We start from the raw sequence: 26,372 nt of genomic DNA, 5'->3' as shown, positions 1-26,372 counted from the left end.
CCCCTTAATACGTCCGAACCATCGGCTCAAAGGTGTCTACGGTCTTGGGCTTGAAGTTAACATCGCGCTTGCCCACTCTCTTCTCAAGCGGGAAGTACATCGAGTGCTTGAGCCAGTTTTCATCGTCGCGCTCGGTGAAGTCGTTACGGGCGTGCGCACCGCGGCTTTCTTTACGCTCGATCGCCGACTTGGCCGTTGCGTAGGCAACCTCGAACAGGTTATCCAACTCAAGCGCCTCAATGCGGGCCGTGTTGAACGCCTGGCTGGTATCGGCAAGCTTGGTCTTGCGCACCCGCTCACCAATTTCTTCCAGCATGGCGAGACCTTTCTCCATGTTTTCACCGTCGCGGAAAACACCGAAATACAACTGCATGCAGTTTTGCAGGTCTTTACGTACCGTGGCGACGTCTTCCCCGTCAGTGGTGCTGTTCAGGCGGTCCAGACGCTCCATGGCGCGCTGGATTTCTTCCGTGGTGGCGTCGTCGGTCTCGAAACCTTCACGCAGCATCTGCTGAATGTGCAGTCCGGCCGCCCGGCCAAACACCACCAGATCAAGCAGAGAGTTGCCGCCCAGACGGTTTGCACCGTGCACCGACACACAGGCCACTTCACCACAGGCAAACAGACCGTCAATGATCACGTCTTCGCCGTTTTCGTCCTGCCCGATCGCCTGACCACCCACGTTGGTCGCAATACCACCCATCATATAGTGACAGGTCGGTACAACCGGGATCGGCTCCTTGGCTGGGTCAACGTGAGCAAAAGTTTTGGACAGCTCGCACACACCCGGCAAGCGCAGATTCAGCGTCTCCTCACCCAGGTGGTCCAGCTTCAAAAGGACGTGATCCTTGTCCGGACCGCAGCCGCGGCCGGCCAGAATCTCAAGCACCATGGAGCGGGCAACAACGTCACGGCCAGCCAGGTCTTTCGCGTTGGGCGCATAACGCTCCATGAAACGCTCACCCTCGGCGTTGATCAGGTAACCACCCTCACCCCGGCAACCTTCTGTCACCAGCGTACCTGCACCATAAATGCCGGTGGGGTGGAACTGCCACATTTCCATATCCTGTACCGGGAAGCCGGCACGCAACGCCATACCCACGCCATCACCGGTGTTGATGAGGGCGTTGGTGGTGGAGGCATAAATCCGTCCTGCGCCGCCGGTTGCCAACACGGTGGCCTTGGACTTGATGTAAGCCACTTCACCGGTTTCAATCTCAATCGCAATGACACCGACCACCTGGTTCTTGCCATTCTTGACCAGATCAACGGCGTACCACTCGTTCAAAAAGGTGGTCCCGCCCTTCAGGTTGGCCTGATACAAAGTGTGCAGCAGGGCATGACCGGTACGGTCCGCAGCGGCGCAGGTCCGGGCCGCCTGGCCGCCTTTACCATAATCTTTCGACTGGCCACCGAACGGGCGCTGATAAATACGGCCCTGCTCAGTACGGGAGAACGGCAACCCCATGTGCTCCAGCTCGAACACTGCCTGAGGGCCGACCGAACACATGTACTCGATGGCTTCCTGGTCACCGATATAGTCCGACCCTTTGACGGTGTCGTACATGTGCCAGCGCCAGTCGTCGTTGGGATCCGCGCTGGCAATTGCACAGGTGATACCACCCTGCGCCGAGACAGTGTGCGAACGGGTCGGGAACACCTTGGTGATACAAGCGGTCCGGACACCGGTCTCAGTCAGTTGAAGGGCTGCACGCATACCCGCACCGCCACCACCAATAACGATGGCGTCGTAAGAAATGGTTCTGATGTTAGCCATTAATTAAAGCCCCCAAAGAATCTGAACGCCCCAGGCGAGATAGACAAACATTGCCAATCCGCACGCGGCCTGAACTAGAAAACGTATAGCTGTTGCTTTGATGTAGTCGGTGGTCACTGTCCACAACCCTACCCACGCATGACCGCCGGTAGAAAGAAGAGCCAGCAGACTGAAAATCCGGAACCAGGTCTGGCTGAACAGCCCGGACCAGGTCTCGTAATCCATACCGGGATTCGCGACAACGAAACCCAGCAGAAAGATTGTGTACACGGCCAGCACGTAGGCAGTGACACGCTGGATCAACCAGTCGTAAACGCCGCTACGCCCCAGGTTAGTTACGCTGCTTACCATACCCAGACTCCTGCCAGAACAATGAGAATAATGGAAACCACCAACGCGGCTTTCGCGGCGAGACGCCCACTTTCAAGCTCTTCACCGATGCCCATATCCAAGAGCAGGTGCTTGATACCAGCAACCAGGTGGTACAATAAAGCGGACAGAATGCCCCAGGTGATCAGTTTCGCGAGAAAACTGTCCAGCAAGTCATTCATCCGGCTGAAACCTTCCTCCCCCGACAGGGAGACGTCGAGGCCGTACAGCATAAAGGCAACACCCACAAACAGGATGATGCCGCTGATGCGATGCACGATCGACAATAAGGCAGGCAGCGGAAAGTGAAACTTGCCGAGGTCAAGATTAACTGGTCGTTTGCTATTCACAGCGCTCTTACACTCTCTCGTTACTCCGTTTATCGGTTTCCCGACACGGATGGTTGGTATGTAAGGATTCTCGTGTTAGTACGTTTGCAAAACACGAATGGCTCAAGGAGGGAGAAAACACCGCACGCAAACGTCGTTGCTGGCGTATGAGCTTGGCTGATCCCCGATTCCGGGCTACGGATTATAAGGATGGCGTCTTACAAATACAAACCGCGACACGGCAACACCGCGACCACATTGATGAAAGCGGGCTGGTACAATCGGTTGCCGGCACACGGTAAACTGCACGACGGAATGCAAATCGCCGCTTATTAACAGGCATTAGCGCTTGTATTTGCGCGATTTCCAGTGGGTTCCATTGACAATAAAACCCAACACCCTATATTTTACCGCCAGTTTTGCCATAATACGCGCCTTTCCGCGCAATCTAATGCTGACGAACAGGAGAGCACCATGACCGACAAGAAAGCTACGCTTTCGGTGGGTGACAAGTCCATTGAGCTACCTATCTACTCTGGCAACGCTGGGCCAGACGTCATTGACGTCAGAGCGCTGGCCCAACACGATGTGTTTACCTACGACCCAGGCTTTCTATCCACCGCGGCCTGCGAATCCAAAATTACCTATATCGATGGCGACAAAGGTGTTCTCCTGCATCGCGGTTACCCGATAGAACAGCTGGCTGAACTGTCCGACTACCTGGAAGTGTGCTACCTGCTGCTGAACGGCGAGCTGCCCTCCAAAGAACAGAACAAGCAGTTTCACGACACCGTGAAAAACCACACCATGCTGCACGACCAGATGCGCAATTTCTTCAACGGGTTCCGCCGTGACGCGCACCCGATGGCGATCATGTGCGGTGTGGTGGGTGCATTGTCGGCGTTTTATCACGACCAGATGGATGTGACCGACGCCCGCCAGCGGGAAATCACCGGCCACCGCCTGATTGCCAAGATGCCAACCATCGCGGCCTGGTGTCACAAGTACTCCATTGGCCAGCCATTCATGTACCCGCGGAACGACCTCTCCTACGCTGAGAACTTCCTGTACATGATGTTTGGCACCCCCTGCGAAGAATACGAACCGAACCCTGTGCTGGCCAAAGCCATGGATCGGATCTTCATTCTTCATGCGGACCATGAACAGAACGCCTCCACCTCTACCGTACGTCTGGCCGGATCCACCGGCGCCAACCCCTACGCCTGCATTGCCTCCGGCATTGCTGCACTTTGGGGACCGGCGCACGGCGGTGCCAACGAAGCGGTACTGGAGATGCTGGCGGAAATCGGGGATGAAGCAAACATCGAAACCTTCATCGCCAAGGCCAAAGATAAAGACGATCCGTTCCGCCTGATGGGCTTCGGTCACCGTGTTTATAAAAACTTTGACCCGCGGGCCAAGGTCATGCGCGAAACCTGCTACGAGGTGCTCGCCGAACTGGGCCTGGAAAACGATCCCCTGCTGCGGATTGCCACCCGTCTGGAGCAGATTGCCCTGGAAGACGAGTACTTCATCGAGCGCAAACTTTACCCCAACGTGGACTTCTACTCCGGCATCATCCTGAAGGCGATTGGCATCCCCACCTCGATGTTCACCGTGATCTTTGCCATGTCCCGCACCATTGGCTGGTTCTCACACTGGAATGAAATGGTGAGCGGCGATTACCGCATCGGCCGCCCCCGCCAGTTGTACACCGGTGCAACCACCCGGGACTACCCGCAAAACTGATCCCCGCCAGCACCGATATGTGCTGCAGGATCCTGAAGGCCGCTCACCGAGCGGCCTTTTTTATTGCTGACGGGTTTGCCATGATGGCAGGGAGCAGACTCACAACATTAAAAACGGGAGACATTGCCGGTGACACAGCGCATAACATTTATCGGTTTGGGAGTAATGGGTTATCCCATGGCGGGCCATCTGGCCCGGCAGGGTTATCAGGTGACCGTTTGGAACCGCACTGCCCGGGTGGCCGAACGGTGGGCAGCGGAATACTCCGGCGCAGCCAGCGCGTCCGTGGCGGAAGCAGTCGCGCAGGCGGATATCGTCATGACCTGTGTCGGGGCCGACCCGGATCTGGAACACCTGTACCTGGACAACAGCGGCATCCTGGCCCATACCCCTCAAGGCGCGGTGCTGATCGACCACACCACCGCCTCTGCCTCCATGGCAGAGCGCCTCTATGACGCGGCCGCCAGCACAGGCCACAGCTTTATAGACGCGCCGGTATCCGGGGGCCAGCAGGGCGCCGAAAATGGCCAGCTGACCATTATGTGTGGCGGCGACGAATCAGCCTACTCCCGGGTTCTGCCCGTGCTGGAGTGTTACGCCAAGGCCGTCAACCTGATGGGAGCGGCCGGTGCCGGGCAACGCACCAAGATGGTGAACCAGATCGCTATTGCCGGACTGGTGCAGGGCCTGTCTGAAGCCATCCACTTTGCCGAACAGGCCGGCCTCGATGTGGCCCGGGTGATTGAGGTGATCTCCAAAGGTGCGGCGCAGTCATGGCAAATGGATAACCGCTCCGCGACCATGGCCGCGGGCGAATTCGAACATGGCTTTGCCGTTGACTGGATGCGCAAGGATCTGGGTATATGCCTGGAGGAAGCGCGGCGCAATGGATCAACTTTGCCGGTCACGGCGCTGGTGGATCAGTTCTACGGCGATGTGCAGCAGATGGGCGGGCGGCGCTGGGATACCTCCTCGCTGATCCAGCGACTCAGGAAGGGTCGCTGATACCCCCTCTCCCCCGGCCCCTCTCCCACAAGGGGCGAGGGGAGCAAACACCCGATGCCTGCACGGGTGCAATAAGCCCCTCGCCCCCGGCGGGAGAGGGGTTGGGGAGAGGGAGGGCGTTCCTCGTTCCTATTTTTCCTTGGGCTGCCACTGACCATTGACGTACCACGCCTGCCAGCCCGTCGCCTTGCCGTCTTTTTCGGTCATGACGTACTGCTGTTTGAATTTCCGGCTGTACCGAATCACCGTCGGATTGCCTTCGGGATCGGTTTCCGGAGCCTTCATGAGAAAATCGTACTTCGGATCGATCTCGTCACGGTGCGGCTTGATCTCCTTCACCAGCGGCGGACGGGTTTCCCGGTTCTTTGGAAACTTGCTGGCCGCCAGGAACAGTCCGGACGCGCCATCCCGCAGCACGTAGGTGTCATCCACCTTCTGGCATTGCAGCTCCGGCATGGGAACCGGGTCCATCTTGGGTGGCGCAGGCTCGCCGCTTTTCAGCAGCTTGCGGGTGTTTTTACAACCCTCGCCGGTGCAGCCGAAGTACTTGCCGAAACGACCGGTCTTCAGCTGCATCTCGCTGCCGCACTTGTCACACTCGAGCGTGGGACCATCATAGCCCTTGATCCGGAAGGTACCGGTTTCCACCTCAAAGCCGGGGCAATCGGGGTTATTGCCACACACGTGCAACTTGCGGCGCTCATCCACCAGATAACTGTCCATAGCGGTATCACAGATGGCGCACCGGCGCTTCATGCGCAACAGGCGGCTTTCACCGTCGCCTTCCACGTCATCTTCGGCACTGACCACCTCGTCACCGGACACCAGATTGATGGTGGTCTTACAGCGCTCTTTCGGCGGCAGGGCGTAACCGGAGCACCCCAGAAACACACCGGTACTGGCTACCCGGATCTGCATCGGCCGCTCACAGGCCGGGCATGGAATGTCCGTTTCGGTGGGCGTATTCTGCCGCATGGCGCCTTCGCCATCGCCGCTGGCCGCCTCAAGCTGTTTGCTGAAACGGCTGTAAAACCCATTAAGCACCTTCTTCCAGTCAACATCGCCTTCGGCTATGTCATCCAGCTCTTCTTCCAGTTTGGCGGTAAATCCGTAATCCATCAGATTGGAAAACGACTCGGTCAGCCGCTCGGTCACCACGTCACCCATTTTTTCAGAGTAAAAGCGGCGATTTTGCAAGGTGACGTAACCACGGTCCTGGATCGTGGAAATGATGGACGCATAGGTAGAAGGTCGTCCGATACCTTGTTTTTCAAGCTCTTTGACCAGACTGGCTTCCGTATAACGGGGGGCCGGCTTGGTGAAATGCTGGGTCGGATCCAGCTTGACCAGCGTCAACGCCTCCCCCACTTTGATGTCGGGCAGTGCCACGTCGTCATCTTTTTTTGACGCCTGCGGCGCTGCCTTCAGGAACCCGTCAAATTTGACAATGCGGCCCCGGATCCGCAGCTCGTAGTCGCCACTGGCAACCACGATCGAGGTACTGAGAAACTCCGCATCCGCCATCTGGCAGGCGATGAACTGACGCCAGATCAGGTCATACAGCCGTTCAGCATCCTTCTCTAAGCCACTGATATCTGCAGGCCGTCGGGTAACCTCGGTGGGGCGGATCGCCTCGTGCGCTTCCTGCGCGCCCTCTTTGCTGCCGTAAACGCGGGGGGCTTCCGGCAGGTAGCGGTCACCGAACTGCTTCTCGACAAAGGTACGACAACTGGCAATCGCGTCCTGGCTCAGGTTGGTGGAGTCGGTACGCATATAGGTGATGTAACCGGCCTCGTACAAACGCTGCGCCAGCATCATGGTCTTTTTGACGCTGAAGCCCATCCGGTTACTGGCGGCCTGCTGCAAGGTAGAGGTGATGAAGGGCGCCGACGGCCTGGAGCGGGTCGGCTTGTCCTCGCGCTTGGTGATCTCATAGGTGCCTGCCTGCAGACGCGCCACATGGGCCAGACTCTCCTGCTCACTCACCGGCCGGTAAGCTTTACCGTTGTAGCGGGTGACTTCGAGTCGCAGGGGCTTTTCCGAAGCCGCTGCGGTCACGTCCGCGTGGAGCTGCCAGTACTCTTCCGGTGTGAACGCACGAATGTCCCGTTCCCGCTCGGCAATCAGGCGCACCGCCACGGACTGCACCCGGCCGGCAGAAAGCCCGCGGGCAATCTTGGCCCACAACAGGGGTGACACCATGTACCCGACCACCCGGTCCAGAAAGCGTCGTGCCTGCTGGGCATTGACCCGGTTGATGTCGAGTTCGCCGGGGGTTTCAAATGCCGACTGAATGGCCTTCTTGGTGATTTCGTTGAACACCACGCGGCGGTAGCGCTCGGGCTCACCACCAATGGCTTCCTGCAGGTGCCAGGCAATGGCCTCCCCTTCTCTATCCAAATCCGTGGCCAGATAGATATGGTCTGCAGACTTTGCCAGCCGTTTGAGTTCACTGACGACTTTTTCCTTGCCCGGCAAAACCTCGTAGCTCGCCTGCCAATCGTTGTCCGGATCCACGCCCATTCGGGCAATCAACTGTTCCCGGGCTTTGCGTTTTTTATAAGCGGCTTTCTCGTCCGGCTGCATCTTGCGCGTGAGGGCTGCCTGTTTCGCCCGTTCCTTGGGGTCGGACTTGGATCCGCTGCCACTGACCGGCAGATCACGAATATGGCCGACACTGGATTTCACAATAAAATCGGAACCCAGGTATTTATTGATGGTCTTCGCTTTGGCTGGCGACTCGACAATTACGAGACTTTTACCCATATCAGAAATCTGAACCCTTGGAGAATCGGTCAATAAAAACAGCGACTTTAAACTTGCTGTAAAATCAGCTGGCTAGAAAAATGCATGCCGCGGATCATTTATAGGTGCTCTGTTTTACAGGGTCAAGAATATCAAAACAACCCATTCTTGCATTTGTTGTTCTGCGGAAGACAAAAAAGCCCGGCATTGCCGGGCTTTCGGTTGTGGGCTCAGCGGCCGTTAAATGCGTTCCCACACGGTGGCAATACCCTGCCCCAGACCGATACACATGGTGGAAACACCCAGGTGGCCACCTCTGGCCTGCATGACATTCAGCAGCGTGGTCGAGATACGGGCACCGGAACACCCCAGCGGATGCCCCAGGGCGATCGCGCCACCGTTCAGGTTGACCTTCTCGTCCATGACGTTCAGCAACTTCAGGTCTTTCAGCACTGGCAGAGACTGCCCCGCAAATGCTTCGTTCAGCTCCCAGAAGTCGATGTCTTCGATTTTCAGGCCGGCACGTTTCAGAGCTTTCTTGGTGGCCGGCACGGGCCCGTAACCCATAATGGCGGGGTCACAGCCAGCAACCGCCATGCTGCGGACCTTGGCGATGGGCGTCAGTCCCAGCGCCTGAGCGCGCTCCGCCGACATGAGCACCATCGCCGCAGCACCATCGGTGAGCTGGGAGGAGGTGCCCGCTGTGACGGTACCATTTCTGGGGTCAAAGGCCGGGCGCAACTGGCTCAGCGATTCCACCGTGGTGTCGGGACGTATGGTTTCGTCGGTTTCGATCAAGGTCAGGAAACCGTTTTCATCGTGCCCTTCAATGGGCACAATTTCATTATTGAACCGCCCTTCCAGGGTAGCTTCGTGGGCCAGCCGATGGGAGCGGGCCCCAAATTCGTCCTGTTGCTCACGGGTGATGCCGTGCATCTTGGAGAGCATTTCTGCGGTCAGGCCCATCATGTTGGACGCCTTTGAGGTGTACTTGGAGGCCGCCGGGTTGTGATCGAACCCCTCGGTCATTGGAACATGTCCCATATGTTCCACGCCACCAACCACAAACATGTCACCGTTATTGGTCATGATGGCCTGGGCCGCGGTGTGAATCGCACTCATGGATGACCCGCACAACCGGTTAACGGTTTGGGCTGCGGCTTCATGGGGAATGCGGGTCAGCAACGAAATTTGCCGGGCAACGTTAAAGCCCTGCTCTTTGGTCTGGTTCACACTCCCCCAGATCACATCTTCCACTTCTCTCGGGTTGAGCTTGTCGTTCCGCTCAAACAGCGCTTCGATCAGCGCAGCCGACAGGGTTTCCGCGCGAACATTGCGGAAACAGCCATTCTTGGCACGGCCCATCGGAGTCCGTACGCAATCGACGACGACAACGTCTCTCGGATTAAGGCTCATAGATCTTTCTCCGTTCGGAAATCTCGTTCAGGGTTATCCAAAGAATTTCTGGCCATTTTCAGCCATCTCGCGCAGCTTGTCGGTGGGATGATACAAGGCACCCAACTCTGCATATTCATCTGCCAGGGCAACGAACTTGTCCAGCCCCATATCGTCGATATAGCGCAGTGCGCCGCCGCGGAACGGAGGGAACCCGATACCATACACCAAACCCAGATCGACTTCGGCCGGGGTATCTACAATTCCGTCTTCAAGGCAACGGACCGCTTCCAGACACAGGGGAAGCATCATGCGCGCAACAATCTCGTCGTCGCTGAACTCCCTGCTGCCCTGCACCGCCGGCTCGAGCAGCCGGTACACCTCGTCGTCGACCACCTTCTTCTGCTTGCCCTTGCGATCCAGCTCGTATTTATAAAAGCCCTTGTCGCTCTTCTGGCCGAAACGTTCGTGCTCGAACATGATGTCGATGGCGGTCACGCTTTCGTGCTTCATCCGGTCGGGGAAACCTGCCGCCATGACTTCGCCGGCGTGCTTGCCTGTGTCCATGCCCACCACATCCAGCAGATAGGCGGGTCCCATGGGGAAACCAAACTTCTCCATTGCCTTGTCGACTTTCTGGAAGTCCGCACCGTCGCGCACCAGCCCGATAAAGCCGCCAAAGTAAGGGAACAAAATGCGGTTAACCAGAAAACCCGGACAGTCATTGACCACAATCGGGGTTTTTCCCATGGCCTTGGCGTAGGCGACCGTGGTTGCAATCGCACGATCGCTGGTCTTGGCGCCACGGATCACCTCAACCAGGGGCATCTTGTGCACCGGGTTAAAGAAATGCATGCCGCAGAAGTTTTCGGGACGCTTGAGGTTCCTGGCCAGCTCATCGATGGAAATGGTGGAAGTATTCGAGGTCAGGATGGTGTCGTCGCGCACCATGTCTTCGGTCTCCCGGAGCACCGCATCCTTCACCTTCGCATTTTCAACCACCGCCTCAACAACCAGGTCTACGTTTTTGAAATCTCCGTAATGAAGAGTCGCGGTAATGCTGTTGAGCACATCGGCCATCTGCTCCGGCTTCATGCGCCCCCGCTCAACCCGTTTGACCAACAGGTTTTTGGCCTCGTTGAGCCCCAGGGTCAGGCCGTCCTGGCTGATGTCCTTCATGAGGATGGGGGTGCCCTTCAGCGCAGACTGATAGGCTACCCCACCGCCCATGATACCGGCACCCAGTACCGCCGCCAGTTTTACCTCGGAGGCTTCCTGCTCCCACTCACGGGCTTTCTTCTTCAGTTCCTGGTCGTTCAGGAACAGGCCCACCAGGCAAGCCGCCACATTGGTCTTCGCCACTTTGGCAAACCCTTTGGCCTCCACTTCAATCGCCTTGTCGCGGGGCAATCCGGCATGCTTTTGCATGGTCTTCACGGCTTCCAGCGGCGCGGGGTAATTTCTACCGGCCTTGGCGGCCACCATGCCTTTGGCAATCTCGAACGACATCATGCTTTCCATGGCGTTCAGCTTGAGCTTGCCTTTCTTCTCGTCCCGGCGAGCCAGATAATCCAGCTTGCCTTCATTGCTCTCTTTGATCATCGCCACGGCCGCGTCGAGCAGCTTGTCGTGCTCAACCACCGCGTCCACTGCTCCGACTTTGAGTGCTGCTTCGGCGCGGTGTTCGCTCCCGGCGGCAATCCACTCAACGGCGTTGTCTGCCCCGATCAGACGGGACAAGCGCACGGTGCCCCCGAATCCCGGAAAAATACCCAGTTTGACTTCCGGCAGCCCCACCCTGGCCTGGGTACCCATGACACGGAAATCCGTGGACAGGCACATTTCGAAACCGCCACCCAACGCAATCCCGTTGATTGCGGTCACGGTCGGGAATGGCAAGTCCTCGACCGCACTGAAAATTTCGTTGGCCTGCAGGTTGTTGTCAATCAGATCCTGCTCGGAACCGGCAAACAATTCGGTGAACTCGTTAATGTCGGCACCGACAATAAAGCTGTCTTTACCACTGGTTACCACCAGGCCCTTCAACCCATTGGCGGCTTTAATCGCGTTGGTCGCGGCGCGGAGCTCTTCAAGTGTGAGACGGTCGAACTTGTTAACTGACTCGCCTTGCAAGTCGAAGTTCAACTGAGCGATCCCGCCTTCGATCTCTTTAACCGTGATGGCTTTACCTTCGTAAATCATCAACTGATCTCCAGTCTGTGTTTGGAACTGCGGACGATGGGAGGGGTCTTCCTCCCGTTTACCCCACAGTGAGATTTAGGTCATTGCCCGATCAAACGACGCAAAAATTCATACAGTCGTTTGAATCTCGAAGGCACACGATGTGAAAAAACCAATCGTTTGTCAATTTGTTTCTGCCGACCGGGCGCCCCCCTGTGAGAATTCGGCCCCCTAAAAGGCTGGCCACATACGCAATTAACTCTTTTATTTCAGATAGATAAGCTACCAACTTCATGTGACTTGCATCAATCGCGACCCACCTGTAACCTTTAACTACACTGCTGGGCCGCGGTCCGCAAACAACGACTTGCACGGCAGCGACGCATCCCTTACCCTCAGACTGCCAATTCAGTCTGCGGAACCTCAAGGGTAAGTTCGCACACCGTCAATAAATATAATAATAAATCCGAAAAACGGAGAGCCCACTCAATGAAAGACGCGCATGTCAAAGCGGGTTGGATGCTTGCAGCCTTACTACTGCTCTTTGCGATCTCTGTTACGACCAGGGCAGACCAGCAACACGCACCAAGATTCCTGGAAAACCTGCACCAATTCCGCATCAACAGTTTCATCGCCCTCGAAAGTTATTACCGGTACAGTGCCAGCGCGGATCAGAGCATTCATTTTGAGATCATCGCGGCCATCAATTCCGCCAGCTCCGCCATCAACGCGCTCACGCTGCCAGACCTGGACCTGACCGGTAATCAGTCGTTGGCCGACCTAAGAAGCAATTTTGAAATCTTCAAAGAGTTGATGCGCAGAAATGTCGACGAAGTCATGCAGCATGGGTATCCGGACCTTCGCCTGGCGGCAGAAATGGCCGAACACACCAACATCCTCAACGCCACCGCCCTTGAACTCCACAGCCTGGCCCTCGACAAAATCGGCAGCGCGGTTCACCCGCGTATTGAAGCGGCCCGCTCGGCGGCGGTGACCATGGCGCAGATGATGGCCATTTACTCAGTGCGCTCGAACATGGCGGTAACACAGACCTTTCAGGGTGACGCCACGGACGACCCGCTGGACGTCAAGGCCCACACTTTTGAGTCCTACCTGGCGGCAGTGGCAGCCGGCGATACCAGCGGCGCTATCGGCGCGGACATGGAAGACATCAGTTCCAAGTGGCAGTTTATTCGCGACTCGTACATCCACTACAACGAAAACAACGTATCCTTCGTCATAGAGCGTTATTCACGGGCCATTATTGAAAAACTGAACAACACCATATCCATATTGCAGAGTAACGCCTGATACCACCATAAATGCGCCAGAGTCCGTGCTTGTTGACGAGCTATGTCCTAACTTAATAGTCAGAAACCGGGTGTTGGTGCACGGATTGAAAAGAGGAACCGGCTATGTACAAAAAAATTCTGGTGGCGATCGACCTTACCGAAGAAGCCCCGCAGGTGCTGGAAAAAGCAGCCCGGTTGCGCGAGGCCCACGAGTCAACCCTGGTTCTTACCCATGTGGTCGAACCGGTGGGTTACGCCTACGGGGGCGACATTCCCATGGACCTGACCGAGCTTCAGGATCAACTGGGCAAGGCCGCCAAGGACCAGTTGGCGGCCTACGGCAATCAGTACAACGTGGCCGCCGATCAACAGATTGTCACCGTTGGCCGGCCCGAGTCGGAAATACACCGATTGGCCAAAGAGCTCGACATCGACCTGATTGTGGTTGGCAGCCACGGCCGCAGCGGCTTCCAGCTATTGCTGGGGTCGACGGCAAATGGCGTATTGCACGGCGCGGTGTGCGACGTTTTGGCGGCACGCATTACCTGACACTCTGTGTCGGGCGCACCGCTGCCCACCCGGCCGCTTCCTCCGCAGCGCCGGATGGAGTCTTCGTGTCAGCTATTGGCCGGCAAGCTCTTCCAGTTCCATCCAGCGCGCTATCGCTTCCTCCAGTTCCTGCTCGCACGCGCTCAAACGCGCCAGCACCCGGGCGACCTCGTCCGCAGGCTGGCTGTAAAAGTCCGGCCCTGACACGGTTTCCTGAACAGCGGCAACCTCGCCCTCTAACTCCTCAATACGGGCCGGCAGCTTCTCCAGCTCGAGCCTGAACTTATAGCTCAGCTTGGCAGCTTTTGGCTTGGCAACCTCGACCGGCTTCTGCACGGCTTTGGGCTTGTCGGTCTTGGCGGGCTCCGCGTCGGCCGGCTTTTCAGACGGGAACATGCCGCCCTGATCGCGCCAGTCGCTGTAGCCCCCCACAAATTCCTGCACCCGGCCCGAACCGTCGAGCACCAGGGTATCGGTGACCACGTTATCCAGAAATTCACGGTCATGACTGATGACGATGACGGTGCCACCAAAATTCACCAGCTGGGACTCCAGCAGCTCCAGAGTCTCTACATCCAGGTCGTTGGTAGGCTCATCAAGCACCAGGATATTGGCAGGCTTGCTGAACAGCTTGGCCAACATGAGCCGGGCCCGCTCCCCGCCGGAAAACACACTGACCGGCGAGCGTGCACGGGCGGGTGAAAACAGAAATTCCTGCAAATACCCCAGCACATGCTTTTGCTGACCGTTAATCTCGATGTACTCCCGGCCCTGAGCCAGATTGTCCAGCGCCGTAGCGGACAGATCCAACTCTCCCCGCAACTGATCGAAATAGGCAACCTCCCGGTTGGTACCCAGACGAATTTTACCTTCGGTGGCCTCAAGGTCACCCAACAGCAGCTTCACCAACGTGGTTTTACCGGTGCCATTCTCGCCCACCAGGCCGATTTTATCCCCCCGCATGATGGTCAGATTCATTTCGTCAATGATAGTCTTACCGTTCGGGTAGGCAAACCCGGCATCCACCGCCTCGACGACCAGACGCCCCGATCGTGCCGCATCCTCCACCGCAAAGCTGGCGGTCCCGCCTCGTTCGCGGCGCATCCGGCGCTCTTCCCGCATGGCTTTTAAGGCGCGTACACGCCCCATGTTGCGGGTTCGGCGGGCCTTGATGCCCTGCCGGATCCAGGCTTCTTCCTGTTTGAGGCGCTTGTCGAACAGCGCGTTCTGACGCTCTTCTTCTTCCAGGGCCTTTTCTTTCAACTCGAGGTATTTATCGTAACTGGCCGCAAAGCTGATCAGCTGCCCCCGGTCGAGCTCCACCACCCGGGTGGCCATTCGCCGGACAAACGCCCGATCGTGGCTGACAAACAGGATGGCGCCGCGAAATTGCCCCAGTGCCTCTTCCAGCCACGCAATAGCGGGTACATCCAGATGGTTGGTCGGCTCATCCAGCATCAATACATCAGGCTCTGCCACCAACGCCTTAGCCAGCAACACCCGCCGCTGCCAGCCGCCGGACAAAGTGTTCAACCGCTGGTCCGGATCCACCCGGTATTGAGCCAGAATACCGCTGACCTTTTGATCCAGACGCCAGCCGTCTACTGCTTCGAGACGCTCCTGCACCTTCATCAGTTTGTTCAGACTGGCTTCATCGGTATGCTGAGACAATTCGTGAAACTCGGCCAGTAATCTGGCGGCTTCTGGGAAGGCTTCCGCCACTACTTCGTAAGCCGTGCGCGTGTCATCACTCGGCAGATTCTGCGGCAGCACGGCGAGGCGGGCACCGTCCTCTAATTGCACCTGACCGCCATCCGGGGTGACGTCACCGCTGATCACCTTCAACAGGGTCGACTTGCCCTCGCCGTTCCGGCCCAACAAACACACCCGTTCGCCCCGTTCGATAATCAGCGAGGCCTTATCCAACAGAGGGTGTACCCCGAACGCCAGGGAAATTTCGTCCAACGATAGCAGTGCCATCTATTCTCAACTCCTTCCAACAACGACGACCTGGTCGCCTGACGCCAGTGACCCTTCTCCCCGGTGAACGGCGTTCATACCGAAAATCACACCGTCCAGAGTACGTCGGAACTGGCCTAATGTTCGCAACGGCTGAGCCCCTGCGCTGTTGATACCGGTATCGGGATCAACCGTTGTCATGATGCAGCGCGAGCAAGGTTTCACCAGATCGAAGGCCAGTCCGCCGATTTGCAGCTCCCGCCACTCATCCTCGTCCCATGCCGGCGCGCCACTCACGACAATATTGGGGCGAAACCGGCGTATGTCCACCGGGTGGTCCAGACGCCGGTTCAGGTCGTCAAGGGATTGCTGGTTCACCACCAGAAACGGAAATCCGTCGGCAAACCCGACTCTGCGGTCGTCCCGCACCCGCCCGGGGTCCACCCGTCGAAACGTCGTGTCCGGCATATACACCAGCTGCAAGGGCGCACCACAATGTTGACTGATGGCCTCGGCCGGACCGGATTCGGCGACCACTGCGTCAACCCAATCTCCCCACACCTTGACCCGGCGCACGCGCTGACCGGGGACCAGCGTCATGGACGGGTGACCGGGAACCTCGATCGCAACAGTTCCCTGCGTCACGGTGGTGGCAATCAACGCCAGCTCGGGTCGGGAGCGCTGGGTAACAAAATGGCCTTCTTCGTCGACGATCATCCAGCGCCGGTCGCCCGACGGCCCAAAATCGTCAAGCGCCAGGGTCGTGACCGGTAACCCCGCCAAGGATTTTACCGGGTAGGTGAACAGCGCCTCGATTCGCAGAACTTGCATAGGGAATACCTGCCTCACTGGACTCAACAGTTGAACAATGCCTGTATTATGATACGCGCACAACGAAAAAACCCAGCCACAGAGGGCTGGGTTTCTAACCGGATACGAGGTGGGTACGAGACAAGCACTGAAACTCTAACCCGTTGATCTAAGTGCTTCTTTTGGCTTCGCGACCGCAATTATTGGACCGGATACTAGCCTTGTTCCCGACCTCTGTCAAGCCACCGCGACCGACGCGGCGCCCTCATTCCTGCTTGATCACGCCACGCTGGATCTGATCCCGCTCGATAGATTCAAACAACGCCTTGAAATTACCTTCGCCGAAACCTTCGTCCTTCTTGCGCTGAATGAATTCGAAGAACACCGGCCCCAGCAGGGTGTTGGAAAATATTTGCAGCAGCAACTTGGGAGACTCTCCTTCGGTGGTGCCGTCCAGCAGAATGCCCCGCGATTGCAGTTCCGCAACCGGCTCGCCGTGCCCCGGCAGGCGCTCTTCAAGCATGTCATAGTATGTCTCGGGGGGCGCCGCCATCAGCGGCACACCGTTAGCGCGCAACCGGTCCACGCAGGCCAGCAGATCGTCGCAACGCAGTGCGATGTGCTGCACCCCTTCACCGTTGAACTGCATCAGAAACTCCTCAATCTGGCCGGTGCCGCTGGACGCCTCTTCATTCAGAGGGATGCGAATCTTGCCGTCCGGCGCGGTCATCGCTTTCGAGGTCAGGCCGGTGTATTCGCCCTTGATGTCAAAGTAACGCAGTTCGCGGAAGTTAAACAATCTCTGGTAATAATCGGCCCAGTACGCCATGCGGCCGCGGTAAACGTTGTGAGTCAGGTGATCGATTTCGTAAAAGCCGCACCCCTGGGGGTGTGGATCAACCCCAGGAATAAATTCAAAATCGATGTCGTAAATCGACGAGCCTTCCTCGAAGCGGTCAATCAGATAGATGGGCGCACCACCAATGCCTTTGATGGCCGGCAATCGCAATTCCATAGGCCCTGTCGGAATATCAATTGGCTGCGCACCCTGATCGAGCACATACTGGTACGCCTGATGGGCGTTGCGGACGCGAAACGCCAGACCACAGGCGGACGGGCCATGCTCCTGAGCGAAGTAGTCCGCCAGGGTTTTCTTTTCGCGGTTGAGGATAAAGTTGATGCCACCCTGCCGGTACAGTTCCACATCTTTGGAACGGTGGCGCGCGACCAGAGTGAAGCCGAGCAGCCGGAACACGTCCGCGACCTTGTCCGGCTCGGGGCCGGCAAACTCGACAAATTCGAAGCCACAGAGGCCGGCGGGGTTTTCAAACAGATCAGTCATATAAAGCCTCCAGAATGAGGATGCCAAGCGGCAATCCAGAGACCCGGCCACCGCCCATGCGCCCTTAACTCACTAATAGAACTGTTGGCATTTGACTGTATCAGGTTATCGAACCCGAAAAGAAGCTGTCAATCCAGCGTGTGAGCCAGGCCACACCTCGTCATGGAAATTAACGATGCGCATTGCCAATGCGTGCATGCCCACGTCTGTAGTACCTGATCTTCGGGGTGATATGATCCGGACTCAGCAGAGACGGGGTTCGCGGAAGAGAAATCCTGGGGGAGCGAATCAATGACTGGAGACTTAAAAAAATGGAGCGGGAAACGAGATTCGAACTCGCGACCCCAACCTTGGCAAGGTTGTGCTCTACCAACTGAGCTATTCCCGCATTTGTTATGAGAGATTGCCTCTCCAACGGCTGCGTATTCTACTGATTTCACGAGGGTCGTCAACTCTTTTCTTGAATTTATCGTCAGTTTGTCCGGCCGACGCTGTTTTCGCCTCTTCCCCCCGCGGCGTCGACCCGGGAGGGAGTGCTACTGCCCGTAGCGTCTCGCCCCATTCGCCAGATAGTTTTGCTCCCGGGGTGTGGATGCCCGCTTCAGGATGTCATTCCGATGGGGGAAACGGCCAAATTCCTGCACCACCGAACAGTGTTCACGGGCCGAATTGAGAAAACTCTGCAGAAAGTCCCGCAACATGCCCTGCGTAGACGCCACCAGCTGCTCATAACACTCCACGGCGAGCTCCTGATCCTCGATGTTTTCTGAATGGGTCAGCGGCAGATACAGAAACGCACGCTGCACCGGCGGCAACCGCATGTCATGCCCCAGGCGCATGGCGTCACCGCACAATTTTCTGGCCAGCCGATCATTACTGAAGGCCAGCTCCGTACCCCGATAGGCGTTGCGGCTGAACTGATCCAACAAAATTATCTCGGCCAGCCGCCCGCCAGGCTCCTGCCGCCAGGTCGTCAATCCGTTTTCGGCGGCAAACAGGATCAACGACAGAAACCGGCGCCGGATCTCCCGATCAAAACCCCGGGTTGCCCGGAACCAGCGATTACGATGATAAGCATCCGGCAGTCCCTCTGCGTCCAATGTGCCGAACCAGTACTCCAGAATGTCCTCCCATCCGAACATAAACGTTAACCCTCTGCTGAGTCGATTAAAGTAGCTGAGACACTGCTAGACTACATGATAGAAGATTCCACCCCTATTAACCGAGGTACAAGCATGCCCTCCCGCAGCCAAGTCATTCTGCTGGCCCATGGCAGCCGCGACAGGCGCTGGTGTGACACCATCGAATGCCTTTCCGCGCAGACCCTGAATGCCATTCCGGGCGCCGCGGTCGCCTATATGGAATTAAGCACTCCCAGTCTGGAGCAAGTTGTAACAGACGCCGCTGCCGCCGGCTGTGAACACGTCATCGTCCTCCCCCTGTTTCTCGCCGCCGGGCGCCACCTGCGGGTGGATGTACCGGCGCAGATCGCCTCCTTGCAGGCGCAACTGAACCTGCGCATTGAGCTGCTACCCGCCGTGGGCGAAAACCCGGTGCTGGGCGACGCCATCTGCGAGGTCGCCCGGCAATCTCTGGAGCGCTGTCATGAGTAAATCCATTTTCGTTACCGGCGGCACCGGCTTTATCGGTCAGAAACTCTGCCACCAACTTACCCAAAATGGCCACAAGGTCGCCGTACTCAGCCGCCAACAGCCCGGCGATGTACAAGCCCTCTGCGGACCGGTGACCCCCTATTCGGAACTGGCCGCCACCAGAAACGGGGAAGGTTTTGATGCGGTCATCAATCTGGCCGGGGAGGGCATAGCCGACAAGCGCTGGAGCGAACAACGCAAGAAGTTGTTGCGCACGAGCCGGATCGATCTCACCGAGGAACTGGTTGCGACCATGGCCACCTGGCAACACCAGCCTTCGGTACTGGTCTCCGGCTCTGCGGTCGGTTTCTATGGTGCCCAAGGCGACACCACCGTAACCGAACAGACACCGCCAGAGGACGAATTTACCCATCACCTGTGTCACGACTGGGAGCAGGCTGCCCTGGCGGCGGAACAGCACGGGGTGCGCGTGTGCTTGTCCCGTACAGGCCTGGTAGTCGGCCCGGGGGGTGGGTTTTTGCAGAAAATGGCCCCCCTGTTCCGGCTCGGCCTGGGCGGCAGGCTTGGCAGCGGTCAGCAATTCATGCCCTGGGTCCACCGGGACGATATGCTGCGGGCGCTGATTTGGATGATGGACACCGACACCGCAGCCGGCCCTTACAACGTGGTCAGCCCGAACCCGGTGACCAACGCTGAGTTCAGCAAACAACTGGGGCAGGCCGTGCGCCGCCCTGCCCTTATTCCCGCCCCGGGCTACGCGTTGAAGTTCGCCCTGGGCGAGATGTCGAGACTGTTGCTCACTGGTCAGCGAGCGGTACCCGCGCGCCTGAGCGAGGCCTCCTTTCGGTTCACCTACCCCGACCTGCTGCCGGCACTGAAGGACGCCCTGCGCGCATGAGCGGTCAATTTTTCATCAGTTTTCAGCAGGTTTGGGGATTTTTAATTTTTTTAAAGAAAATGTTTGACAGTGCGGCCGGGCTTTCTTAATATACGCGCCACCTCGACGAGGCAATGTTTTGAAACGATGCGTCCCCTTCGTCTAGTGGCCTAGGACTCCGCCCTTTCACGGCGGCAACAGGGGTTCGAACCCCCTAGGGGACGCCAATTTCAATCGACCCTCGCAGGTTCTCTTTCAGCCAGCCGGACTCTCAGGTCCGCGCAGGCAAACCTGTCAAGACACACCCTGTCTGCACTTCCCCCAAGCCAGTCTGAACGACGACCCAAGTCCGCATGGCCCACCGCCCCACCGCCGGTTATTACCCCGGATATGCACCAATGGCGATGAGCGCAGGAGGGCGGGATTTTTCCGCAGTCGCTGACTGGTCGACCGACCCATGTGCGGGCTGGCCTCCGGAAGCACCGTTGTTACCGCTTGGTACTTTTCATCCGCTTCTTTTTGGGGCGCGGGCCTTTTTTCAGCTCGTTGTCTTTTTTGACTTTCTGGCGGGGCGTCAAGCGGTCTACCTTGTGGGCATAGGGGTTGTCGCTGGACTTGAACTCAAAGCGTATGGGCGAGCCGGTCACCTTCAGAACCCGGCGGAAGGTGTTTTCCAGATAGCGCTTGTAGTCACCGGGCAATGCGGCGGTCTGATTGCCATGGACCACCACAACCGGCGGGTTGGAGCCACCCTGGTGGGCGTACCTCAGCTTGATGCGGCGACCGTTCACCATCGGCGGCTGATGCTGGGAAATGGCGTCTTCAAGAATTGTGGTTAACCGGTTGGTTTGCCACTTGGCCATTGCAGACTCGTAACAGGCCTCCACCGAGTCATACAGCACCCCCACGCCAGAGCCGTGCAATGCGGATATATAGTGTTTGTCGGCGTAATCAAGAAAATCCAGCCGGCGCTTGACCTGCTCCTTGACGCTGGCCCGGTCTTCAGGGTTCATCCCGTCCCATTTGTTCACCGCAATGATCAGGGAACGCCCCGCATCCAGCACGAAGCCGATCAGGTGCAGATCCTGGTCCACCAACCCGTCACGGGCGTCGATCACCAGAATCACTACGTGGGCGTCTTCGATGGCCTGCAAGGTTTTGATGATCGAAAACTTCTCGACGGCTTCGTTCACGTTCTTGCGACGGCGGATACCTGCAGTATCAATCAGGGTGTATTGCTGGTCTTGCCGCTCGTAGGGGATGTAAATGCTGTCGCGGGTGGTTCCGGGCATGTCGTAGACCACCACCCGCTCTTCCCCGAGCATACGGTTCACCAGGGTGGATTTACCGACGTTTGGACGCCCGACTATGCCAATGCGGATGCCCGGGTAGCGGTCAGCACGGTCCAGCTCATCCAGCTCCTCAACCGATGGCAGCAGCTCTTCCAGCATCGAGCGGATACCCCGGTTGTGGGACGCGGCCGTCAGATAGACGGAATCGAACCCCAGCCTGTAAAAGTCACTGGCGGCCACCTGAGCGTCCTGGCCATCGGTTTTATTGACCACCAGATGCACCTTCTTGCCCATGCGCCGAAGCTGGTTGGCAATTACCTCATCAGCCCCGGTCAAACCGGCGCGGCCGTCGACCACAAACAGAACAATACTGGCCTCTTCAACCGCCAACAAAGACTGACTGGCCATCTCTGCATCGATGCCCTGCTCTCCACCGGTCAGCCCGCCGGTGTCTATGGCGATGAAGCGGCGACCTTCGTAGACGCCTTCCCCGTATTTTCTGTCCCTGGTCAGCCCCGGATAGTCGGCAACTAGGGCATCCCGGGAACGGGTCATCTGATTGAACAATGTGGATTTACCCACATTCGGGCGGCCAACAAGGGCAATTACAGGGGTCATATTAATTCGCTATTAAAAGGCGGCGCACCGTCATTGGCCACCGCCAGGCGCTTAACTGCGCGTTTCAAGTTTAAAAAGGGTCAGTTTGCCGCTGTTGCCATACACCAATACACCGTCATGCAAAGGCTGCATGGGCACACGTAACCCATCGCTGTCGTACTTCAGCTGGCCTTGCAGTGAGCCGTCAGTTAACGACAGAACATGCACAAAACCTTCAAAATCACCCACCAGCAAGTGGTCATCAACCACCAGTGGCTGGGTGGTCTGGCGCCAGGCCAGTTTGTCCTGAGTCCAGACTTTCTCCCGACTTCTGCCGTCGTAGGCCACAATGTCGCCGTTGGCTTCAGACACAAATATGTGCCCCTGACCGATCATTGGCGTGTGCAGACTCGATGACGGCCGGCTCCAGATTTCCCGGCCGCCGCGCAAATCGACCAACGCCAGTTTACCCTGATACCCGGTCACCAAGGCGGCGCCTTCCAGGATCAGCGGCTGACTGGTGACATCCACCAGCCTTTCCAACTCGGTCCGCCCTTTGGGCTCGCCAATACGGTACTGCCACAGGGGTTGCCCGGTTTCGGTTGACAAGGCCAGCAGCCGACCATTGGCGAAGGACGCCAACGTCAGTTCCCGCCCTACCAGAGGAGGGGCGGCGGCCCGCAAGGTGAGCACCGGCACTACCCCGTCATACTGCCAGCGTTTTTCGCCCGTTTGCGCATCAAAACCGAGCACCTTGCCATCGATGGTCTGCGCCACCACGATCGAACCATTGGACTGGGGCGCAACAATGCTTTCATTGGGCAATGCTGCTTCCCACAGCCGTTCGCCAGCGTCCCGGGAGAGCGCCATAAGCCTGGCGTTTTCAGACACCAGGTAGAGTCGCGCCTGATCACCCGAGACACCGGATAAAATACGGGTCTCCAGCTGTTCGCGCCACTTCCGGGTGCCATCGGCGGCGTTCAGGGCGAACAGGACCCCTCGCGACGACACCGCGTAGATGGTATCGTCCGCGACCCAGGGCGCGAGTTGCAGCAAACGGTCGTCGTGACCATCAGCGACAGACGTCGCCCATACTTTTTTCAGCAGGACAGTGCTGACCACCTCAGGCACAGGCGCCGGCTGCTCAAACGTATCCGTTGCGCTACATCCCGCCAGCAGCCACACCAGCAACCCGGCCAGGAACGGGTATCGACTGAGCGGCCAGCGGTGGCAACGCATCAAGCATCCTCCCCGACGCCGAGATCGGCCAGTTTGATCTCCAACAGACCGTTGCCACCGGCCAGACTGTGCTGCCGCGCGACCAGATACGCATCCCGGGCCTGATCCGGCTCACCCTTTGCCAGCAGAATGTCGCCTTTCAATTCTTCAAACAGCGCTCGGAACGCCTCGCTGACCTCTGCTTCACCCAGCGTTGCCAGGGCCTCGTCGAGACGGCCGCCGGCCAGTTGCGCGGTCGCCAGGCGGTGCAGCACAATCAGGTTCAGCGCACTTTTCTTGTCCACGTGACTCCGGGCCCACTGCAGCGATTCAATCGCCGCCGCCACATCGTTCTGCTCAAGCAATTGCTGCTGCGCCAGAATAAGCATTCCGTAAGTTGCGTAGGCGCTGCCGGCAAACTCGGCACGCAGTTCGTCGGCCACGTAGGCCACGGTGTCGGTGCGATTCTCGTCGCTGGTATCGCCGTAGGCGTTCAGTAAGGTCGCAAACTGCGACGCTGCCGCCGCGCGCTGCTGGGACTGATGGTTTTGCCAGGCCTGCCAGCCAAAGATAATGGCGAGCGCCGCCCCGATCCCGATCAACAATGAACTGCCGTTTTTCTTCCACCAGTCTTTGATCGCCTGTATTTGTTCTTCTTCAGTACGCAACTCAGCCATGGTAACTCCCGCAATAAACTTTTATAGAATCTGGTTCAACCGCCCGCAAGATCACTGGCCCATCAAACCGTCCAGTGCGCCCAGCAACTCGTTCTGATTCACCGTCTGCTGTGCACTGTCCGATCGCAGTGGTTTGATGGTTACCAGCCCGGCGTTCACTTCGTTCTCTCCCAACAGCAGCGCCACCTCGGCACCGCTGCGGTCCGCTCTCTTCATCTGGCTTTTAAAACTGCCGCCCCCGCAATGCGTTACGATTGAGCGTCCAGGCAAGTCGGTCCGCAGCTGCTCACTCAGGGTCAGCGCGGTGGTTACGGCCGCATCGCCAAGGGCGGCGACATAAATATCAATATCGCTGTTGACCTTTTGGGGCACCAGCTCAAGGGCCTGCAGCAACAGCACCAGCCGTTCCAGCCCCATTGCAAAGCCCACCGCATAGGTGGGTTTACCTCCCAGCTGTTCCACCAGACCATCGTAGCGGCCACCGGCACAGACGGTGCCCTGTGCCCCCAGGCTGTCGGTGATCCACTCGAACACGGTTTTGCTGTAGTAGTCCAGGCCGCGGACCAGGCGCGGGTTGACCGTATAGGCCACTCCGGCAGCGTCCAGCAGCTCCCGCAAGCGAGCGAAATGTTCGCGGGATTCCGCATCCAGATAATCGTCCAGACAGGGGGCACCATCCAGAATTTTCTGCGTCTGGGCGTTTTTGCTGTCGAGAATACGCAGCGGATTGGTGTCCAGACGGCGCTGACTGTCACTGTCCAGCTGATCCTTATGGCCGGACAAATAGGTGACCAGGGCCGCGCGGTATTCCTGTCGCGCCGCTGCCGTACCGATGGAGTTGATTTCCAGCCGGGTGTGCTCCGCCAAACCCAGCTCACGCCACAACCGGGCGGAGAGCACCAGCAGTTCGGCGTCAATATCCGGCCCGTTCATGCCAAAACACTCTACACCCACCTGATTGAACTGCCGATAACGGCCCTTTTGGGGCCGCTCATGGCGGAACATAGGCCCCATGTACCAGAGACGCTGGGTCTGGTTGAACAACAACCCGTGCTCCTCGGCAGCGCGTACACAGCTGGCCGTCCCTTCAGGGCGCAGCGTGAGGCTGTCCCCGTTCCGGTCGTCGAAGGTGTACATTTCTTTTTCAACGATGTCGGTGACTTCACCAATAGAGCGCCTGAACAGATCGGTCTGTTCAACAATCGGCATGCGGATTTCCTGGTAGCCATAGCTGGCCACGACTTTCCGCACCGTATCTTCAACAAATTGCCATACCGGGGTTTGATCGGGGAGTATGTCGTTCATGCCCCGGATTGCCTGAATTTTAGCCAAACCTTACGCCTTACCTGTTAACCGGCTGCCCATCGAGGTCCAGCCTGATACGTTAATGTTTTTTCCTGATAAATCAGCAACTTTATGGACAAAGTTACTGGTCAGAGCGAGCAATAACGGCCGCTTCCTGCGCTTTGCGGCGGGCAACTTCCTCGCGGATGAGTCGCTCCAGATCGTCGGTGAGGTTGGCGTTGTCCAGCTTCTGGTCAGGCCGCCCTCCCGCGTAGAACAAATTCTTCGGGCTGCCCCCGGTCAACCCCAGATCCGCCACTTTGGCCTCTCCGGGTCCGTTTACGATGCAACCGATGATTGCCACATCCAGCGACGTGTTGACGTCCTCAAGGCGCACCTCAAGATCGTTCATGGTCTGGATGACATCGAAATTCTGGCGGGAGCAACTGGGGCACGCGATGAAGTTGATCCCCCGGCTACGCAGCCGGAGACTCTTGAGGATGTCGTACCCCACCTTGATTTCCTGCACCGGATCCGCAGCCAGGGACACCCGGATGGTGTCGCCGATGCCATCCATCAACAGCAACCCTAACCCCACGGAGGACTTCACCGTGCCGGAGCGGAACCCGCCCGCCTCGGTAATGCCCAAGTGCAAGGGCTGCTCTATCTGGCCGGCGATCTGCCGATAGGCCGCGACGGTCATGAACACTTCGGACGCCTTCAGACTGACCTTGAAGTCCTGGAAGTCGTGCCGGTCGAGAATATCGATGTGCCGCATGGCGGATTCCACCAGCGCCTCGGCGGTGGGTTCGCTGTACTTGCGCAGCAACTCCTTGCCCAGAGAGCCGGCGTTGACGCCGATGCGAATCGGAATGTTGCGGTCGCGGGCCGCGCTGATGACGGCACTTACCCGGTCTTCGCGGCCGATATTACCCGGGTTGATGCGCAGGCAATCCACCCCCAATTCCGCCACCCGGAGGGCGATCTTGTGATCGAAATGAATATCCGCCACCAACGGCACCCCGGACTGTGCGCGGATTTTACCGAAAGCTTCGGCCGCGTCCATACTGGGAACCGACACCCGCACTATATCCGCTCCTGCCTCTTCCAGACTTCTGATCTGGGCAACCGTGGCTTCGACGTCACAGGTATTGGTGTTGGTCATACTCTGCACGGCGATCGGTGCATCGCCGCCGACCGGCACGTCACCTATCATGATTTGCCGTGAAGGTCGTCTTTTAATCGGGGATTCCTGTTTCATAAGCCGGTAACCAATGTTATCTGAATATCTCGTCTGAACCTGCAACTCCGA

General features: G+C 58.0%; 21 protein-coding genes and 2 tRNA genes. 7 read left to right on the top strand and 16 right to left on the bottom strand.

The genetic code is table 11. The features are described 5' to 3' along the window. Positions 1-4: 4 nt before the first annotated feature. From sdhA to sdhC, 3 genes are read right to left on the bottom strand one after another with little or no spacing between them, the layout of a single operon-like run. On the bottom strand, positions 5-1,777 hold the full coding sequence (gene sdhA, locus BG841_RS13755; protein ID WP_070058169.1) for a succinate dehydrogenase flavoprotein subunit: 1,773 nt from the start codon (positions 1,775-1,777) through the stop codon (positions 5-7). Positions 1,778-1,780: 3 nt separating this feature from the next. Further along, complete coding sequence (gene sdhD, locus BG841_RS13750) at positions 1,781-2,128, bottom strand: succinate dehydrogenase, hydrophobic membrane anchor protein (protein ID WP_070058168.1); 348 nt, start codon at positions 2,126-2,128, stop codon at positions 1,781-1,783. Continuing rightward, positions 2,122-2,496, bottom strand: coding sequence for a succinate dehydrogenase, cytochrome b556 subunit (gene sdhC / locus BG841_RS13745; protein WP_070058167.1), 375 nt, complete (start codon positions 2,494-2,496; stop codon positions 2,122-2,124). The genes sdhD and sdhC overlap by 7 nt, the downstream gene beginning before the upstream one ends. 453 nt (positions 2,497-2,949) lie before the next feature. On the opposite strand from sdhC, the gene gltA reads away from it, so the two are divergent. Together gltA and BG841_RS13735 are read left to right on the top strand one after the other, a co-directional pair. Then, positions 2,950-4,224 carry a citrate synthase gene (gene gltA, locus BG841_RS13740; protein WP_070058166.1) on the top strand — a complete coding sequence of 425 codons (1,275 nt, stop codon included), beginning with the start codon at positions 2,950-2,952 and terminating at the stop codon, positions 4,222-4,224. Positions 4,225-4,353: 129 nt separating this feature from the next. After that, on the top strand, positions 4,354-5,229 hold the full coding sequence (locus tag BG841_RS13735; protein WP_070058165.1) for an NAD(P)-dependent oxidoreductase: 876 nt from the start codon (positions 4,354-4,356) through the stop codon (positions 5,227-5,229). Positions 5,230-5,358: 129 nt separating this feature from the next. Here the strand turns inward: BG841_RS13735 and topA are convergent, their stop codons facing one another. The 3 genes from topA to fadB form a co-directional block, all read right to left on the bottom strand. Further along, positions 5,359-7,995 (bottom strand): type I DNA topoisomerase, encoded by a 2,637-nt coding sequence (gene topA, locus BG841_RS13730; RefSeq protein ID WP_070058164.1) that lies wholly within the window; start codon positions 7,993-7,995, stop codon positions 5,359-5,361. Between the two features lie 219 nt (positions 7,996-8,214). Next, entirely contained in the window at positions 8,215-9,390 is a 1,176-nt protein-coding gene (gene fadA / locus BG841_RS13725; protein ID WP_070058163.1) for an acetyl-CoA C-acyltransferase FadA, read from the bottom strand. Positions 9,391-9,423: 33 nt separating this feature from the next. Then, the gene (fadB, locus tag BG841_RS13720) at positions 9,424-11,571 is read right to left on the bottom strand and encodes a fatty acid oxidation complex subunit alpha FadB (protein WP_070058162.1); all 2,148 of its coding nucleotides are present in this window, start codon (positions 11,569-11,571) and stop codon (positions 9,424-9,426) included. 468 nt (positions 11,572-12,039) lie between these two features. Here fadB and BG841_RS13715 point away from each other — a divergent pair, with 468 nt between their 5' ends. Together BG841_RS13715 and BG841_RS13710 are read left to right on the top strand one after the other, a co-directional pair. After that, positions 12,040-12,861, top strand: coding sequence for a hypothetical protein (locus BG841_RS13715; protein ID WP_070058161.1), 822 nt, complete (start codon positions 12,040-12,042; stop codon positions 12,859-12,861). A 104-nt stretch (positions 12,862-12,965) separates the two neighbouring features. Beyond that, the gene (locus tag BG841_RS13710; RefSeq protein WP_070058160.1) at positions 12,966-13,391 is read left to right on the top strand and encodes a universal stress protein; all 426 of its coding nucleotides are present in this window, start codon (positions 12,966-12,968) and stop codon (positions 13,389-13,391) included. 72 nt (positions 13,392-13,463) lie between these two features. Here the strand turns inward: BG841_RS13710 and BG841_RS13705 are convergent, their stop codons facing one another. From BG841_RS13705 to BG841_RS13685, 5 genes are all read right to left on the bottom strand, one after another. Next, entirely contained in the window at positions 13,464-15,371 is a 1,908-nt protein-coding gene (locus BG841_RS13705; protein WP_070058159.1) for an ATP-binding cassette domain-containing protein, read from the bottom strand. A 6-nt stretch (positions 15,372-15,377) separates the two neighbouring features. Beyond that, positions 15,378-16,181, bottom strand: coding sequence for an MOSC domain-containing protein (locus BG841_RS13700; RefSeq protein WP_070058158.1), 804 nt, complete (start codon positions 16,179-16,181; stop codon positions 15,378-15,380). Positions 16,182-16,425: 244 nt separating this feature from the next. Next, positions 16,426-17,502: a 4-hydroxyphenylpyruvate dioxygenase gene (gene hppD, locus BG841_RS13695; protein WP_070058157.1), complete on the bottom strand. Its 1,077-nt coding sequence runs from the start codon at positions 17,500-17,502 to the stop codon at positions 16,426-16,428. A gap of 312 nt (positions 17,503-17,814) precedes the next feature. Then, a tRNA-Gly gene (locus BG841_RS13690) sits at positions 17,815-17,890 on the bottom strand. 148 nt (positions 17,891-18,038) lie between these two features. After that, positions 18,039-18,644, bottom strand: a complete 606-nt coding sequence (locus BG841_RS13685; RefSeq protein WP_070058156.1) for a DUF924 family protein — start codon at positions 18,642-18,644, stop codon at positions 18,039-18,041. A gap of 93 nt (positions 18,645-18,737) precedes the next feature. Here BG841_RS13685 and BG841_RS13680 point away from each other — a divergent pair, with 93 nt between their 5' ends. The 3 genes from BG841_RS13680 (at position 18,738) to BG841_RS13670 (ending at position 20,219) form a co-directional block, all read left to right on the top strand. Next, positions 18,738-19,115, top strand: a complete 378-nt coding sequence (locus tag BG841_RS13680; RefSeq protein ID WP_070058155.1) for a sirohydrochlorin chelatase — start codon at positions 18,738-18,740, stop codon at positions 19,113-19,115. Further along, positions 19,108-20,013: a TIGR01777 family oxidoreductase gene (locus tag BG841_RS13675; protein ID WP_070058154.1), complete on the top strand. Its 906-nt coding sequence runs from the start codon at positions 19,108-19,110 to the stop codon at positions 20,011-20,013. The genes BG841_RS13680 and BG841_RS13675 overlap by 8 nt, the downstream gene beginning before the upstream one ends. Positions 20,014-20,143: 130 nt before the next feature. Then, positions 20,144-20,219, top strand: a tRNA-Glu gene (locus BG841_RS13670). Positions 20,220-20,480: 261 nt separating this feature from the next. Here the strand turns inward: BG841_RS13670 and der are convergent. The 5 genes from der to ispG all read right to left on the bottom strand — a co-directional run bounded on the left by der (position 20,481) and on the right by ispG (position 26,321). Continuing rightward, positions 20,481-21,902: a ribosome biogenesis GTPase Der gene (der, locus tag BG841_RS13665; RefSeq protein WP_070058153.1), complete on the bottom strand. Its 1,422-nt coding sequence runs from the start codon at positions 21,900-21,902 to the stop codon at positions 20,481-20,483. A 51-nt stretch (positions 21,903-21,953) separates the two neighbouring features. Further along, positions 21,954-23,120, bottom strand: coding sequence for an outer membrane protein assembly factor BamB (gene bamB, locus BG841_RS13660; RefSeq protein WP_070058152.1), 1,167 nt, complete (start codon positions 23,118-23,120; stop codon positions 21,954-21,956). Then, a complete protein-coding gene (locus BG841_RS13655) occupies positions 23,120-23,776 on the bottom strand; it encodes a YfgM family protein (protein WP_070058151.1) in 657 nt (218 codons plus the stop codon). The genes bamB and BG841_RS13655 overlap by 1 nt, the downstream gene beginning before the upstream one ends. Positions 23,777-23,827: 51 nt before the next feature. Further along, positions 23,828-25,108: a histidine--tRNA ligase gene (hisS, locus tag BG841_RS13650; RefSeq protein WP_074454359.1), complete on the bottom strand. Its 1,281-nt coding sequence runs from the start codon at positions 25,106-25,108 to the stop codon at positions 23,828-23,830. A 94-nt stretch (positions 25,109-25,202) separates the two neighbouring features. Beyond that, positions 25,203-26,321 carry a flavodoxin-dependent (E)-4-hydroxy-3-methylbut-2-enyl-diphosphate synthase gene (ispG, locus tag BG841_RS13645; RefSeq protein ID WP_070058149.1) on the bottom strand — a complete coding sequence of 373 codons (1,119 nt, stop codon included), beginning with the start codon at positions 26,319-26,321 and terminating at the stop codon, positions 25,203-25,205. Positions 26,322-26,372: the final 51 nt, after the last annotated feature.

This window comes from Marinobacter sp. X15-166B (assembly GCF_001752365.1).
Classification (GTDB): domain Bacteria; phylum Pseudomonadota; class Gammaproteobacteria; order Pseudomonadales; family Oleiphilaceae; genus Marinobacter.
This window is presented reverse-complemented; position numbering and strand designations above follow the sequence as displayed.